At 61.2% G+C, this 14,741-nt stretch carries 10 protein-coding genes; 1 reads left to right on the forward strand and 9 read right to left on the reverse strand.

Features of this window, described 5'->3' with window-relative positions; genetic code table 11:
• Positions 1 to 25: 25 nt before the first annotated feature.
• A complete protein-coding gene (locus OZY47_RS05705; RefSeq protein ID WP_277177389.1) occupies positions 26 to 1,801 on the reverse strand; it encodes an ABC transporter substrate-binding protein in 1,776 nt (591 codons plus the stop codon).
• A gap of 243 nt (positions 1,802 to 2,044) precedes the next feature.
• On the opposite strand from OZY47_RS05705, the gene OZY47_RS05710 reads away from it, so the two are divergent.
• Positions 2,045 to 2,809, forward strand: coding sequence for a type III pantothenate kinase (locus OZY47_RS05710; protein ID WP_277177390.1), 765 nt, complete (start codon positions 2,045 to 2,047; stop codon positions 2,807 to 2,809).
• 140 nt (positions 2,810 to 2,949) lie between these two features.
• Here the strand turns inward: OZY47_RS05710 and OZY47_RS05715 are convergent, their stop codons facing one another.
• From OZY47_RS05715 to smpB, 8 genes are all read right to left on the reverse strand, one after another.
• Positions 2,950 to 4,362, reverse strand: coding sequence for a sugar ABC transporter substrate-binding protein (locus tag OZY47_RS05715; RefSeq protein WP_277177391.1), 1,413 nt, complete (start codon positions 4,360 to 4,362; stop codon positions 2,950 to 2,952).
• 273 nt (positions 4,363 to 4,635) lie between these two features.
• Positions 4,636 to 6,753 (reverse strand): beta-galactosidase, encoded by a 2,118-nt coding sequence (locus OZY47_RS05720; RefSeq protein WP_277177392.1) that lies wholly within the window; start codon positions 6,751 to 6,753, stop codon positions 4,636 to 4,638.
• A gap of 173 nt (positions 6,754 to 6,926) precedes the next feature.
• The gene (locus OZY47_RS05725) at positions 6,927 to 7,661 is read right to left on the reverse strand and encodes a pseudouridine synthase (protein WP_277177393.1); all 735 of its coding nucleotides are present in this window, start codon (positions 7,659 to 7,661) and stop codon (positions 6,927 to 6,929) included.
• Between the two features lie 294 nt (positions 7,662 to 7,955).
• Positions 7,956 to 9,845 (reverse strand): glutamine--fructose-6-phosphate transaminase (isomerizing), encoded by a 1,890-nt coding sequence (gene glmS / locus OZY47_RS05730; RefSeq protein WP_277177394.1) that lies wholly within the window; start codon positions 9,843 to 9,845, stop codon positions 7,956 to 7,958.
• A gap of 692 nt (positions 9,846 to 10,537) precedes the next feature.
• Positions 10,538 to 11,410, reverse strand: coding sequence for an amino acid ABC transporter ATP-binding protein (locus OZY47_RS05735; protein WP_277177395.1), 873 nt, complete (start codon positions 11,408 to 11,410; stop codon positions 10,538 to 10,540).
• A gap of 18 nt (positions 11,411 to 11,428) precedes the next feature.
• Positions 11,429 to 12,421 carry an amino acid ABC transporter permease gene (locus OZY47_RS05740; RefSeq protein ID WP_348519384.1) on the reverse strand — a complete coding sequence of 331 codons (993 nt, stop codon included), beginning with the start codon at positions 12,419 to 12,421 and terminating at the stop codon, positions 11,429 to 11,431.
• A 193-nt stretch (positions 12,422 to 12,614) separates the two neighbouring features.
• Entirely contained in the window at positions 12,615 to 13,493 is an 879-nt protein-coding gene (locus OZY47_RS05745; RefSeq protein WP_277177396.1) for an ABC transporter substrate-binding protein, read from the reverse strand.
• Between the two features lie 561 nt (positions 13,494 to 14,054).
• Positions 14,055 to 14,534, reverse strand: a complete 480-nt coding sequence (gene smpB, locus OZY47_RS05750) for an SsrA-binding protein SmpB (protein WP_277177397.1) — start codon at positions 14,532 to 14,534, stop codon at positions 14,055 to 14,057.
• Between the last annotated feature and the right edge of the window lie 207 nt (positions 14,535 to 14,741).

Below are 14,741 nucleotides of genomic sequence, written 5' to 3' on the forward strand. Positions count from 1 at the left end.
TACCGACGCACTGCGTCCTCGTCGGCTACTTGCCCACCTGCGTATACGTGACGCCGTAGAGCGGCAGCAGCGTCTGGTTGAGGTTGAGCGGGAAGCCCTTGACGCCCTTGCGCATCGCCGTGGTGATGCGGTAGTTGAAGAGCCAGTCGGCCGGCGCGTCCCTGCTGACCTGCTTGGCCGCCTGGGCGAGGTAGCCGTCGCGCTCCTTGTCGGTCGAGGCGGCCATAGCCTTGTTGTAGAAGTCGCGCACCTGGGCGTTGTCGTAGTTGTAGTAGTACATCGTGTTGACCCACTGCGAGAAGTCGTGGCTCTCGTTGTGGTCGACCAGGGAAAGGTCGTAGTCCTTGTTGTTGTAGACGTCCTGCAACCATGTGGAGAACTCGACGACGTTGACCTTCAGATCGATGCCGATGGCCTTAAGCTGGCTGCGCAGTTGGTCGCCGAGCTCGGTGCCGTAGGTGTTGGCGTAGGTCAGACGCAGCTCGAGCGGGTGGTCAGGCGTGTAGCCGGCCTCCTTCATCAAGGCCTTGGCTTTGGCCTGGTTGTAAGGGTACAGGCCGGTGAGATCCTGATAACCCGGGTCGAGGGAGGAAATCGGCCCGCCCATCGGCTTGTCGGCGCCGCCACGGGAGGCGATGAGCTCCTTGTGGTTGATGCCGTAGCGGATGGCCTCGCGCACGCGTTTGTCGCCGGTCTTGTCGCCCTTGGAGTTCATGGCGAGCACGTACTTGTCGGTGTCGTCACCGGCCGAGACGGTGAAATGCTCGCTGTCCTTCTCGAACGGCTCGGCGAGGTTCTCGGTGACCGGGGCCAAGACCTGCACATCCCCGGATTTCAGCGCGTTGACGGCGGCGTTGTCGTCGCCGAAATACCGCAGAACGACGGTCTTCGTCTTGGCCTTGTTGGCACCCTGATACTTCGGGTTCGCCTTGAGGGTGATGGAGTCGTTCGGCGTGAATTTCGCGATGGTGTATGGGCCGCTGCCCACGGCCTGGGTCTTGGGGTCGTATTGCGCCTTCTGGTCGAAGACGAGGCCGGGCCTGCCGGTGAGCGTCCAGAGCAGGTTGGCGTAGGGCGCGGTCAGGTCGATGCGTACGGTGTTGGCGTCGAGCGCGGTGGCCGATTTGAAGTTCTGCATGGATTCAGCGTCGTGGTAGCCGCGCTTGACCAGCTCCTCGATGGACCATGCCACGTCGTGGGCGTCAAGCTTGTCGCCGTTGGAGAAGACCATGCCTTGGTTGAGGTGGAAGGTGTACGACATGCCGTCCGCGCTTTTCTCCCAGCTTTTGGCGATTGACGGGATGACCTTGTTATTGGAGTCACGGGTCACGATCCCCTCGTAGACGTTGCCGACCAGCACCTGGTCGAGCGCCGAGCCGGACTGGTTGCGGATGTCGAGGTTCGTGGGCGCCAGCTTGAGCCCGATGGTCACCGTATCGGCCTGCCGGCCTTGCGCCTCCTGGCTTTTGGGCTTGCGGACCACGACGAAAACGAAGACCAGCGCCACCACGACGACGGCCGCGACGAGCAGCCAGATCCAATGCCTCTTGCCGCCGTTCTTCTTCCCCGCGCCGCCAGCGACGCTTCCGCTGCCGCCTTTGACGTGAGCGTTGAGCGTCTCGTCGGTGCTGGCCGCGGCGCTTGGTTTGGCGTCGGCTGGTTTCACGTCGCTTGGTTTCGTGTCGGTTGGTTTCGCATCGGTCGGCTGGCTGGCCGCCGGGCCGGAAGCCTGGTTTGATGTCATGCTGGTCTTATTGTTGGTTGCGCCGTCTTCGCCGTGCGCACCTGGATTGGTTGGCATGTGTTCCTCTTTGATTGTGTTGCATATCGCGCGCGTCCATATGGCCACGCACCGCTAGCCGCCCATTCGGGTCGTCTGCATGAACCAAGTCTAGACCATCGACGGTAACTTCTAAGCGACGGCGAGGCGGCGGCACCATCACCACCAATCCTTGCCAAGGCAGCGGCACGCACTAGAATCGTAATCGAATAGCGGAGGCGGCACATCCACAAGCCAAACGTCTCCCTGGCGAAAGGAACCCCCATGCTCGTCGCGGTCGACATCGGCAACACCAACATCGTCATCGGTTTCCTCGACGGCAACCGCATCCTCGGCACCTACCGCATCACGACCAACGCGGGCCACACCTCCGACGAATACGGCATCATGATGCTGCAGTTCCTCGGGCTCAAAGGCCTCAAACCCGAGGATGTCGACGACGTGATCATCGCCTCGGTGGTGCCGCAGGTGATGCATTCCTTCCGTTCCAGCATCGTCAAATTCCTTGATATCGACCCGATGATCGTCGGCCCGGGCGTGAAGTCCGGCCTGAGCATCCGGATGGACGACCCGAAATCGCTGGGCGCCGACTGCCTGGCCGATTGCGTGGGCGCCTTCACGCTCTATGGCGGGCCGGTATTGGTGGCCGATTTCGGCACCGCCACGACCTTCAACTACGTCGACGAGCGCAAGGCGATCACCGCCGGGCTCATCAGCCCCGGCTTGCAGACCTCCGCCGGGTCGCTGGTGAGTGGCACCGCGCAGCTGCCAGAGGTGGAGATCACGCGTCCTGCCTCGATCCTCGCCAAAGGCACCAAAACGGCGATGCAGGCCGGCCTCTATTACAACTTCCTCGGCGGCATCGAGAAGACCATCGCCCAATTCCACCGCGAGATCGACGAGGACTTCAAGGTGGTCGCCACCGGTGGTCTCTCCTCGGTGTTCAAGGACGACACGGATTGCATCGACGTCTACGACCCCGACCTGATCTTCAAGGGCATGGCGATCATCTACCGCAAGAACATTTAGGAATATCGGGAAACCTGAGAATCTCGGAAACACAAGAATATAGAAGCGTATAGCAGCAGAGGCGCAAAACCCGCGAATTAAACCAAGATTGGGCGACCACCGTAGTCAACACTACTAGCGCCACAACCTCCGCACCACCATCATTGAATCGTGAAGCCCTGGTTAATGCCGTACTCCTTGAGATCCTTCTGCCAGAGCCCGATGCCCTTGGCAAGGCTGATCTTGGGGCCCGGGTCGTCGGGCACCACCAGCGGGCTGCCGTCCCAGTTGGTCTGCCCCTCCCTGATGCGCTCCTTGGTGCGCTCGATCGAACGTTTCTGCGTCGTCCAGCTATAGGACTGCCCCACGGTGTTGCGGAAATCGCCTCGCGAATATACCTCGAAGGGCAGGTATTGGTAGCCCACCGAGACGTTTTCGGCCGCCCCCGCCAGCACGCGGTTAAATTCCTGGCCGCCGAAATAGGGCACATCGATGCCCCTGGCGTCGCGAATCGTGGTCTTGGAGAGGAAGGCGCGGGAGTTGAGGCTGGCGGTATCGGCCGGGAACGCGCCGCCGTCGATCCTCTTCTGGATGCCGGAGCGATCCTTGCACACATAGTCGATGAAGCGCATCGCGGCGTCGGGTTTGCGGCTCAGGTGCAGCACGGCGAGCGCCGACCCGCCGTTCTCCGAATCGACCACGGACCCGTCGACGGTGGGCATGCGCCCGACCCGCCAGAGCCCCGCGCCGCCGGGCACGTCGGCCAGCAGCATCGACGGCATCCACGCGCCGGAGAACACGGAGGCCACGGTTCCGGCGGCGACGGCGTTCTTCCAGCCGTCCGACCATGTGGTCAGCTGCGTGTCGACCAGGCCCTCGTCGATCATCTTCTGCCAGAACTTCGTGAATTCGGTGGTGCCCGCGTCGTCCTTGAGGTTGACGGTGACGGTCTTGCCGTCGCCCGAGGTGTGGAAGGGCCTGCCACCCGCCAGCCAGATCATGGCGTTGTAGAAGCTGGCGTCGCCACCGTCCGCGGCGATGTAAACACCGATTGCTTTGAGTTTCTTGGCCGCCTCGTAATAATCGTTCCACGTGTGGATCGCCGTGGGATCGACGCCGGCCTGGGCGAAGACGTCCTGGTTATAGAAGAAGGCCATGGGCCCGGAGTCCATCGGCACGCCGTAGACCCGGTTGTTGAGCTGCACGCTCGACCACGTGCCGGGGGTGAACATGCCGCCGTAGCCCTGCGTGCGGTCGGTGATGTCGCGCAGCTGGCCGCTGATGGCGTACTGCTGCAGGGCGAAGTACTCGAGTTGCACCACGTCGGGCATGTTGTAGCCGTCCTGGATGGCCGAGTTGAGGTTGTCGTAGCCGCTGGTGGAGGTGATGTCGACGCGGATGTCGGGATTTGCTTTTTCAAAATCGCGGGCCACGGCGCGCATGCTGGGCTCCCACGACCAGACGGTCACCACGGTGCGGTTGTCGCGGGCGGAGCCACATCCCGCCACGGCGAACAGCATGGCGAACGCGGAGAGCAAGGCAATGAGCCTCGGCCCCAGATGCGTGCGTGCCATGTGTGTCCTTTGCCGTTCGTGTTGTCTATTGTTCGTCGCTTATCGCTTGTGACCAGTTACCTGTTGCGCAAGTCGCTGTGGAGACGCGAGAACGCCTCCGCGGATGGAACCCCAGTCTATCCTGCCGAGCCTACGTCATAGTTGGAAGCGTATAGCATGGTGTCGCGATTACATTGCAGGCACAACGAAACGGTATCCGGCCATTGATGTCACCGCAAAAACAGGCAAAGCCGCGACCCATAGCAAACGCCCTGCTTCTCCGGCAACGACCTCCTAGCCTTTGACGACGATGACGCCGTTGGGCTCGATGCTCCCTTTTGCGTGTTCGGCGTCGACGGTGGCGTGCGAGACGACCAAAGGCTCGCCTTCCAGTTCGACGGTGACGATATCGCGGCTGCGGTTGAAATAGAAGATGAACCGCACGCTCGGCTGCCCACCATGGCTCGCCGAATCATCGACATCATCAACGCCACCGACACGCACGACACGCAACACATCGTCGGAACCATCCGTCTGATCAAGCTCGAATCCCAGTGCCTCGAACAAAGCGGGCAGACTCGCGGCGATGCCCAATCTGCCGAGCCTGCAGCCAACGTAGCCGGCGAGCCCCTTGCCGAAACGGTTGACGGTCAGCGCGGGCACACCGTCCATGCCGGTGTATTCCCCAGCCTTGTAGGTGGCGAGCACCGTGGCCGTGTCGTCGATCTGCGTGATGTGGTCGGCGATGTCGTGGGCGACCGTGCCGTTGCTCAGGTCCAGATGATGCAGCGCGCCGGCGTCGTCGCCCATGGGCACGAACTCCTCGCTGCGCACCCCCACCACGTCGCGGATGGCCCCCGGATAGCCGCCGAGCCAGATGTGGTCCCGCTCGTCGGAGATGCCGGTGTAGTAGGTGACGATCAGCTTGCCGCCACCCGCCACATAGTCGCGCACCCGCTGGGCGTTCGCACGGTCGAGCAGATAGACGCTGGGCAGCACGGCGAGCTCATAAGTGTCCCAATCCGAGCGCAGCGTCACCATGTCGGCGGTGATGCCGCAATCAGCCAGCGCGCGGAACCAGTCCAGCGGTTCGGTGAAATGGCGGACGTTCTGCGTGGGCGTGGCCGTGTGCTCGGTGGCCCATTCGCTCTCGTAGTCGAAGACCACCGCCACACGCGATTTGGCCAACCGCGTGCCCAGCAGGCCCGCGTCGCCAAGCTGTTGCAGGTCATCGCCGAGCTCGCAGACATCACGGAAGACCTGGCTGTGCTCGCCGGCGTGGGGCAGCATGGCGCTGTGGAATTTCTCGGCGCCCGCACGCGATTGCCGCCATTGGAAGAAGCAGATGGCGTCGGCGCCCATCGCCAGGTGCACCATGGCGTCGCGGATGGTCTGGCCCGGCTCCTTGCGGTAGTTGATCGACCGCCAATTGACCGCCGAGGTGGAGTTCTCCATGAGGAACCACGGCCGTTTGCGCGCGATGCCGTCCACCAGGGAGGACGAATAGGCCATCTCGTCCACATGGGCCTCACCGGGCATGAAGTAATGGTCGTTCGAGACGAAATCGACCTCACTCGCCCAATCGTCGTAATCGGCCGTCACGCCCACCGAGCTGACCATGAAATTCGTGGTCAGGGGCTTGCTTGGGGTGATGCGGGAGAGCTCGTCACGTTCGGCGACAAAGAAATCCTTGAGCGCGTCGGAGCTGAAACGCTGGTAATCCAGCAATTTGCCGGGGTTCATGAAGTTGCCGTCGCCGATATAGCGCGGCGGCAGAATCTGCGAGAAATCGGTCATGGCCTGCGCCCAGAAGGCCGTGCCCCACGCCTCGTTGACCGCCTCGATGGTGCCGTAACGCTTTTGGCACCAATCCTGGAAGGCACGCATCGCGTCATCGGAGTAATCGAAACGATTGTGGCAACCATACTCGTTGCTGACATGCCATGCCACCACGTAGGGATTGTCCTTATAATGCTGCGCCATCGCGCGGCAAAGTTTCAAAGCGTATTCACGGAAGACGGGACTCGTGGGGCGCCAGTGCTGTCGGGCTCCCGGCCAGCACACGTCGCCTTTCTCATCACGCCAGAGCACTTCGGGATGGGCCTGCGTCAGCCACATCGGCGGCGAGGCCGTGGCGGAGGCGAGGTCGACGGCAATGCCCGCGCGGCCCAACTTGTCGATGACGCGGTCGAGCCAGCAGAAGTCGTACTCCCCCTCACGCGGCTCGATCTTGGCCCACGAGAAGATGCCGACGGACACCAGATTGACCTTGGCCTTGAGCATCAGGCGCACGTCCTCGTCCCACACGGATTCGGGCCATTGGTCGGGGTTGTAGTCGCCGCCGTACCAGATTTGTGGCTGATTCCCCTTCAGCGGCTGCGGCCACCGGTACCCGTTCTTCTCAAAGACCATCGTTGCTCCTCGTCTGCTTCCGCTAGCTACGCTGCCATGGTAACAATCAGCCGGTATCTGGTGTGTATGGCATATTTTGCCGGTCTGTGGTGTCATTTTTCATTACCGACGGCGGCAATTCCAGCGATAATTCCAGCAATGCCAACGATGACGGCGACGACGGCGACGACGACCTAGCCCAGAGGTACCCGCGAAGTGAAGCGCCTGAGATCACCGGTGACAGGGTCGGTGAAGCTCATAGAGCGGGCCACAAGCTGCAACGGCCGCAAGAAATCCGCATAATTAGGCTCGATGATGCGCGGATAGAGGTCGTCACCTTTGATGGGCAAACCCAGCGAGTTCATATGCACCCGCAACTGGTGCGTCTTGCCGGTTTTCGGGTGCAGCACATACCGCCGGTAGCCACGGGAGACGATATCCCCATCGGTCTCCCCCAGCTCGATGACCGTCTCGGCGTTGACCTCGCCAGGCACCTCGTAGGCCTGCAAACGCCCGCGGTCCTTGACGATATGCGAGCGCCGCCTCAGCGGAAAGACGGAAGGTGGATCGAGCCGTTCGATGGTCCCGGTTTTCGGTGTGGCCATCGGTTTCACCGGCGCGAGGCACTCGTAGGTTTTCTCGACCCGACGCTCCTGGAACATCATCTGATAGGCTCCGCGCAGCGCGGGGTCTCGTACGAAAAGCACCAGCCCGGCCGTCAGCCGATCGAGCCGATGGGCCGGCGTGATCTGCGGCTCGCCAAAACGTTCCCGCAGCCTGATGAGCGCCGTCTGTCGATACCACATTCCCCGTGGCGTGGTGGCCAGAAAATGCGGCTTGTCCACCACGATGATGGCTTCGTCCTCATACACGACATCAAGCGAAAACGGGATGTCCGGCTCATCTACTACCCAACGATGCCGTCTCATCCCGTTCCCCTTTATTCAGCCTTGTCGACTTAAACGTACTCCCAAACAAAACGTATACGAATTTATAGCGCAAATAACATAAGCGATAAATGAGTCCAAGCATTGTTTTTATGCGTTGTTGGTTAAGGAGTCAGAAATCCACATACATCAGTGTCAAAATATCCGCTCCACCCCAAACACCAGCACGAGTGGATTGGAGGGATATGCCATGTTCAAGCGTAGGCTTGGCCGAACGGTCCTTGAGTGTCTTGAACATGGCATATCCCTCCAATCCACGATGCCTAACCTTCAGCATCATTCTACTGTGACGGATTTCGCCAAATTCCTTGGCTTGTCGACGTCATAGCCCTTGAGCTTGGCAACATCGAGCGCGAAGAGCTGCAGCGAGATCACGTCGACGAGTGGGCTCAGCAACGTCGGGCACGCCGGCCTCCAGAAGACGACGTCGGCGTATTTCTCGGCGTCGGGGTCACCCACTTCGGCCACGGCGACGGTGAACGCGCCGCGTGCCTTGACCTCTTCGATGCCGGAGATCACCTTGTCGTGCAGCACGTTGCGTCCGCGCGCCGAGGGGACGATGACCACGACGGGCTCGCCTTCCTCGACCAGCGCGATCGGGCCGTGCTTGAGCTCGCCGGCGGCGAACCCTTCGGTGAACGTGTAGGCGATTTCCTTGAGTTTCAGGGCGCCCTCCATCGCCACCGGATAGCCCACGTAGCGGCCGAGGAAGAGGAAGGAGCGCGCGTCCACGAGACGCTTGGCGGCGGCTTGGATGGTGTCGGCCTGGTTGTCGAGCACCCACTGGATCTTCTCGGGCATCACCTTGAGCTGGTCGACGATCTGGTGGATCTCGTCACTGTAGAGCGTGTTCTTGACCTGCGCGAGGTAAAGCCCGAGCAGGTAGGCGGCGATGATCTGGGCGACGAACGCCTTGGTGGAGGCGACGGCCACCTCGGGGCCGGCGTGCGTGTAGAGCACGGCGTCGGACTCGCGCGGGATGGTGGAGCCTTGCGTGTTGCAGATGGCGAGCACCTTGGAGCCTTGGGCGCGGGCGTGGCGCACGGCCATGAGCGTGTCCATGGTCTCGCCGGACTGCGAGATCGCCACGACAAGCGTCTTGGGCGTCAGGATGGGGTCGCGGTAACGGAACTCGTGGGCGAGCTCGACCTCGACGGGGATGCGCGCCCAGTGCTCGATGGCGTATTTGGCCACCATGCCGGCGTAGCTGGCGCTGCCACAGGCGACGACGACGATCTTGTCGACACCGCGGAAGACCTCGGGGTCGATGCGCACCTCGTCCAGGGTGATGTCGCCGGCGTCGTTGAAGCGGCCGAACAACGTGTTGCGCACGGCCATCGGCTCCTCGTGGATCTCCTTGTCCATGAAGGAGTCCCAGCCGCCCTTCTCGGCGGCGCTGGCGTCCCAGTCGACGGTGAAGCGGCGGTTGTCGGTGATCACGTTGCCCTCGAAATCAGTGACGGTGACCTCGGAGCCGCTGATGCAGACGGCCTGGTCCTGGCCGAGCTCCATGGCTTCCTTGGTGTAGGCAACGAACGCGGCCACGTCGGAGCCGAGGAAGTTCTCGCCGTCGCCGAGGCCGACGACCAGCGGCGAGTCGTGGCGTGCGCCGACGACGATATCGGGCTGGCGCGAGTCGACCGCGAGGATGGTGAAGGCTCCCGAGAGCATGCGGGCCACGCGGCGCAGGGCCTCGAAGAGGTCGGGCTTGCCGGTCTCCTCGATGATGGTGTTGGCGGTCTTGCCCAGGAGCTTGGCCGCCACTTCGGTGTCAGTGGCGGAGACGAATGTATAGCCTTCGGCCTGCAGGTCGAGTTTCAGCCTTCCGGCGTTCTCGATGATGCCGTTATGGATGATGGCGATGTGGCCGTCCGCGCTGGTGTGAGGGTGCGCGTTGACGTCGTTCGGCTCGCCGTTGGTGGCCCAACGGGTGTGGCCGATGCCCACGGTCGCGTCGGGCAGCGGGCTGCGTTTGATCTCGGCGGCCAGATTGGCGAGCCGCCCGGCCTTCTTGCGTACCGCCACCTTTTGCATCCCCGGGGCCGCAAGCGCCACGCCGGCGGAGTCATATCCGCGATATTCCAAGCGTTTAAGGCCTTGCATGCAGACTTCCAACGGTTTGCCACAAGCGGTTTGATTACCTGCGAATCCAACAATTCCACACATAACGCTTCAGTCTACGTGACCCGCCCTAGAAAGCCCATACCCCCACCGAAAGATTCACCCAACGCAGACAAGAAACCCAGCCCTCGATAAATTCTTCCACGACAGAGCGAGTCAGAATCATACGCACATCAGTGTTAATGAATCCGCTCCACCCCAAACACCAGCACAAGCGTCAGATGGGGATGTATGTTGTTCGAGCGTAAGCTTGGCCGAGCAAAATCTTTCGATTTTGCCTTCGCGCTCGATACATCGCGCTCACTTCGCCTAAACGGAGCCCACAGGGCTCCGTTCTTAACGGCTCAGCCAGAGTGTCCCGAGCGAGTCAGAATCGTGCGCACATCAGTGTTAATGAATCCGCTCCACCCCAAACACCAGCACAAGCAGAGCGCGGGAATATGTGTTGTTCTGGCGTAAGCTTGGCCGAGCAAAATCTACGATTTTGCCTTCGCGCTCGATACATCGCGCTCACTAAGCCTACGAAAAGCCCACTGGGCTTTTCGCTTAACGGCTTAGCCAGAGTGTCTCAAAGAGTCAGATGCCAACCACATCAGTGTTAATGAATCCGCTCCACCCCAAACACCAGCACAAGCGTCAGATGGGGATATACGTTGCTCGAGCGTAAGCTTGGCCGAACGGTCCTTGAGTGTCTCGAGCAACGTATATCCCCATCTGACGCGCTGCCTAACCTTCAACTACAGTACGTGGCTGAGGAAGTTCTGGAACCGTTCTTCCTTGGGGTCGTCGATGATCTCCGGACCGCCTTTCTCGACGACGACGCCGTCGTCCATGAAGACGATCTGGTCGGCGACCTCGCGCGCGAATCCGATCTCGTGGGTCACCACGATCATGGTCATGCCGGCGGCGGCCAGCGAGCGCATGACGCCGAGCACCTCGCCGACCAGTTCGGGGTCGAGCGCGGAGGTTGGCTCGTCGAAGAGCATGATGTCGGGGTGCATGGCCAGGGCGCGGGCGATGGCCACACGCTGCTGCTGCCCGCCGGAGAGCTGCATCGGGTAGTAGTCGGCGCGGTCGGCCAGACCGACGCGTTCCAGCTCCTTCATGGCCTCCGCGCGAGCCTGGTCCTTGGGCTCCTTGGCGACGTGGACGGGCGCCTCCATCACGTTCTCGATGACGGTGCGGTGCGGGAAGAGGTTGAAACGCTGGAAGACCATGCCGAGCTTGGCGCGCTGGCGGGCGATCTCCTTGTCGTTGAGCGTCTGGAGCACATCCTTGCCCCCGGCGTTGACATGTTTGTAGCCATTGAGCACGCCGTCGACCTCGATGCTGCCGCCGGTGAGCGTCTCGAGCTGGTTGACCAGCCGCAGGAAGGTGGATTTGCCGGAGCCGGAAGGCCCCAGGATCACGGTGACGGTGCCGGGCATGACGGTGAGGTTGATGCCCTTGAGCACGTGCAGGTTGCCGTAGACCTTGTGCACCTCGGTGGCCTTGACCGCCGGCACGACGGCCTTTGCGGCCTCGACGCCCGTCGTGGTCTCGATGGTCTCGGCGACCTCGCTAACCTCAGCGACCTCGCCGGTTTCATTGTTCATGGTTTGTTCGTTCATATCGATCACGCCTTCGCCTTATGAGTTCAATCCGAGGAACGCGGAGGTCTTGCTTTCGCTCTTCGAGACCTTCGGCGCCGCCTTCTTGTCGGCGGGCTTGTCCTCATCGTCCTTGTCGGGCACATTGCCACGGCCGTCGAAGCCCTTGCCGAAGTAACGTTCGAGCCAGGCCTGGCCGACCATGAGGATGGAGGTGACCACCAGGTACCAGATGCAGGCCACGATGAGCAGCGGGATCGGCTTGTAGATGCGATTGGCGATCGCGTCAGTGGCGAACTGCAATTCAAGCGAGAACGGCACGGCGGAGACCAGGGAGGTGGTCTTCAGCATGCTGATGACCTCGTTGCCGGTGGGCGGGACGATGATGCGCATGGCCTGCGGCAGGATCACGCGGCGCATGATCATCGAACGCGACATGCCCAGCGCCTGCGCGGCCTCGCTCTGCCCGGGGTCGACGGCCTCGAGCCCGGCGCGCACGATCTCGGCCAGGTAGGCGGATTCGTTGAGGGCCAGGCCGGTCATGGCGGCCAGGAATCCGGGTGCGATGACCTTGTTGAGCTGGGCGGTGTCCATCTGCCAGAAGTTGATGCCGGTGAACGGGATGCCCAGCGAGAAGTGCGGGATCAGCACCGCGAAGAGGCCCCAGAAGACCAACTGCGTGTAGATAGGCGTGCCGCGGAAGAACCAGATCCAGAACCAGCTGACGCCGCGGAGCACCGGGTTGACGGACTTTCGCATCACCGCCAGCAGCACCGCCAGGATGATGGCGATGAGCATCGAGGTCACCGTCAGGATAAGCGTCCAGCCGATGCCGTTGAGCACATGCTCATTGAACAGGTATTTCCATACCAGGTTCCATTGGAAGTTCTTGTTGGTCGCCATTCCGTTGATGAGCATGACGGCCAGGAGCGCCACGATCACCCCCGCGACCAGCGATCCGGGGCGGCGCACCGGCCGTGCCTTGATCGCGTTTGGTATGTCAGGTCCTTCCGGCTTTTTCCCACGTGCCATCAGACGTCACCTTTCCAAGGGGTCACAACAATCCCCTTTGATTATCTCTGTGCATCTCTATTCATGTGCGAAAGCGATCATTACAACGGCTGTCGTGCTGAACAACTTGAAAGACGGGCGGCGACGATGTCATCACTGCCCGTCATACATCACAAATCCTTACGTTGGTTTTCTTCGGTTTTCGACGCGAGCCTTATTGCTGCTTGCTCTCGTCGAAGGTCTCGATCCTCGCCTGCGACATGGCGCAGGTCTGGTTGCCCCAGTTCTTGAGGATCTTCATATACGTTCCGTCGTCCATGAGCTTCTGCATGGCGGCCTTGACGGCGTTGGCGGTCTGCATGTCGCCCTTGGGCACCACCACGGCCTCGGTGGTCTCGTCGAAGCTCTTGCCCAGCAGCTGCAGGGTGTCGCTGTTCTGCTTGACGGCGTATCCGGCGACGGGGGTGTCGGCGCAGAAGGCGTCGGCCTTGCCCGTGGCCACGGCGGTGGTGACGCTGGTCTGCTGCTTCATCGACTGGATGTCGATCGGCTTCTTGCCTTGGGCCACGCACTGCTGGTTGGCGGTCTTGACGGTCTGCTCCTCGGAGACTCCGGTTTGCACGGCGACGGTGTCGCCACAAAGGTCATCGATCTTGACGTGCTTGGGGTTGCCCTTCTGGACGGTGTAGGAGGCGCCTTCCTTGAGGAAGGAGACGAACTCGCCGGCGTCCTTGCGGCTGGGGTCGACGGTGAAGCCGGAGATACCGACGTCGTACTTGCTGCCGATGGCGGGCATGATCGAGTCGAACACCGAGGCGACGGGCTCGAACTTGAGGCCGAAGATCTGGGCGAGGGCCTTGGCGAAGTCCATGTCGTAGCCAATCGGGGTCTTGCCGTCGGTGTCGAGGAACTCGGCCGGCGCGAAGTCGGGCGAGGTGCCGACGGTGAACTTGCCGTCCTTGGTCACCGATTCGGGCAGCATCGCGGCGATCTTGGGATCCTTCTTGACGGAACTCAGGTCGACGCCTTTGGTCTGGGTGGCGGACTTGTCACTCTCGTCGGTGGTGCCGCAGGCCCCCACCGTCACTAACATCGCGAGGGCGCAACAACCTGCGAGCGCGCCTTTGATAGCTTTGCTTAATGTTCCTGACATTTCGGTTCCTCCCCGATTGCTATCCAGCGATTGCTTCGCTGATTAGTAGCATAATATGCTCAGGCCTGTATTTATGCAGTTATGTGTGTCACCATACGGACTCATGGCGAATCGACCTTTGACTGCGGCAAATTTCCTCTTTGACACTACCCAACACATCAATCCAAAATGTTTAAACCCTTGATTCTGGCTTCATTGCAGCTGAATCAGGTATTAAAATGATGTATTTCACTGATATATTACAGCGTCTAAACGTTCAACAGGGCGTCAATTTTAACGCTCTATGCAACCTTTAACTTTGTTATTTTAATATGCAGTATACAATATACATACATGCATATATGCATAAAACCGAAACAGTATGATGCGGAAAAACCCAGCCACGAGACCTTTTGCATCGACCAACCTTGCCGAAAGATGACGAGATGCGAGGGTTCGAGTCTCGCCATCTTGGCCGGATTTCTCGAGTGGGCGACTCCCCTTTTAGTCGAGCCGCCGCACTCAACGCACGAGCTTGTTGGCGTAGCGCATCGCGCGCAACGCCTCGCGGTTGTCCTGAGCCTCACGCAACGCCTGGCGCTTGTCGTATTCCTTCTTGCCCCGGGCCAGGGCAATCTCGGCCTTCACGCGCCCGTCCTTGAAGTAAAGGCTCAGCGGGACGATCGTGTAGCCCTTGGCCTCGGTCTGGCGGGTGAGCTTAGCGATCTGCGAGGCGTGCAACAGGAGCTTGCGCTTGCGCTTGGGCGCGTGGTTGTTCCATGTGCCGTTGAGGTATTCGGGGATGTTCGCGCCTTCCAGCCACATCTCCCCATTGCGGTCGATAGAGACGAATGACTCCGCGAGCGACGCCCTGCCCTCGCGCAGCGACTTGACCTCGGTGCCGGTGAGCACCAGCCCGGCCTCGTAATGGTCCTCGATGGTGTAGTTGTGCCGAGCCTTGCGGTTCTGCGCGATCATCTTCGTGCCCTGTTCCTTCGCCATGTCCTTTTCCTTACGCCTGATTCCTCACTCGTGCCTGGCATCCGATATACCAACAGCTCTGGCCTTGCCCGCATTCCCGGTTCATGGTTCCAGCTGGTTCGTCAGGCTGCATTGCGCCTCAGCCATCGTATCGCCACGAATCCGAACGATTGTGCCAGTTCGCCGACCTCTGGGAGTCGACCTTCGAGAGCATGATATTCCGACCAT

The sequence above is a fragment of the Bifidobacterium sp. ESL0790 genome (assembly GCF_029395435.1).
Classification (GTDB): Bacteria; Actinomycetota; Actinomycetes; order Actinomycetales; family Bifidobacteriaceae; genus Bifidobacterium.

Bases quoted from the DNA above. Each gene is read 5' to 3' on its own strand.
- OZY47_RS05705 (WP_277177389.1), bottom strand. From the start codon at position 1,801: ATGCCAACCAATCCAGGTGCGCACGGCGAAGACGGCGCAACCAACAAT.
- OZY47_RS05735 (WP_277177395.1), bottom strand. From the start codon at position 11,410: ATGAACGAACAAACCATGAACAATGAAACCGGCGAGGTCGCTGAGGTT.
- OZY47_RS05725 (WP_277177393.1), bottom strand. From the start codon at position 7,661: ATGAGACGGCATCGTTGGGTAGTAGATGAGCCGGACATCCCGTTTTCG.
- smpB (WP_277177397.1), bottom strand. From the start codon at position 14,534: ATGGCGAAGGAACAGGGCACGAAGATGATCGCGCAGAACCGCAAGGCT.
- OZY47_RS05745 (WP_277177396.1), bottom strand. From the start codon at position 13,493: ATGTTAGTGACGGTGGGGGCCTGCGGCACCACCGACGAGAGTGACAAG.
- OZY47_RS05710 (WP_277177390.1), top strand. From the start codon at position 2,045: ATGCTCGTCGCGGTCGACATCGGCAACACCAACATCGTCATCGGTTTC.
- OZY47_RS05715 (WP_277177391.1), bottom strand. From the start codon at position 4,362: ATGGCACGCACGCATCTGGGGCCGAGGCTCATTGCCTTGCTCTCCGCG.
- glmS (WP_277177394.1), bottom strand. From the start codon at position 9,845: ATGTGTGGAATTGTTGGATTCGCAGGTAATCAAACCGCTTGTGGCAAA.
- OZY47_RS05720 (WP_277177392.1), bottom strand. From the start codon at position 6,753: ATGGTCTTTGAGAAGAACGGGTACCGGTGGCCGCAGCCGCTGAAGGGG.
- OZY47_RS05740 (WP_348519384.1), bottom strand. From the start codon at position 12,421: ATGGCACGTGGGAAAAAGCCGGAAGGACCTGACATACCAAACGCGATC.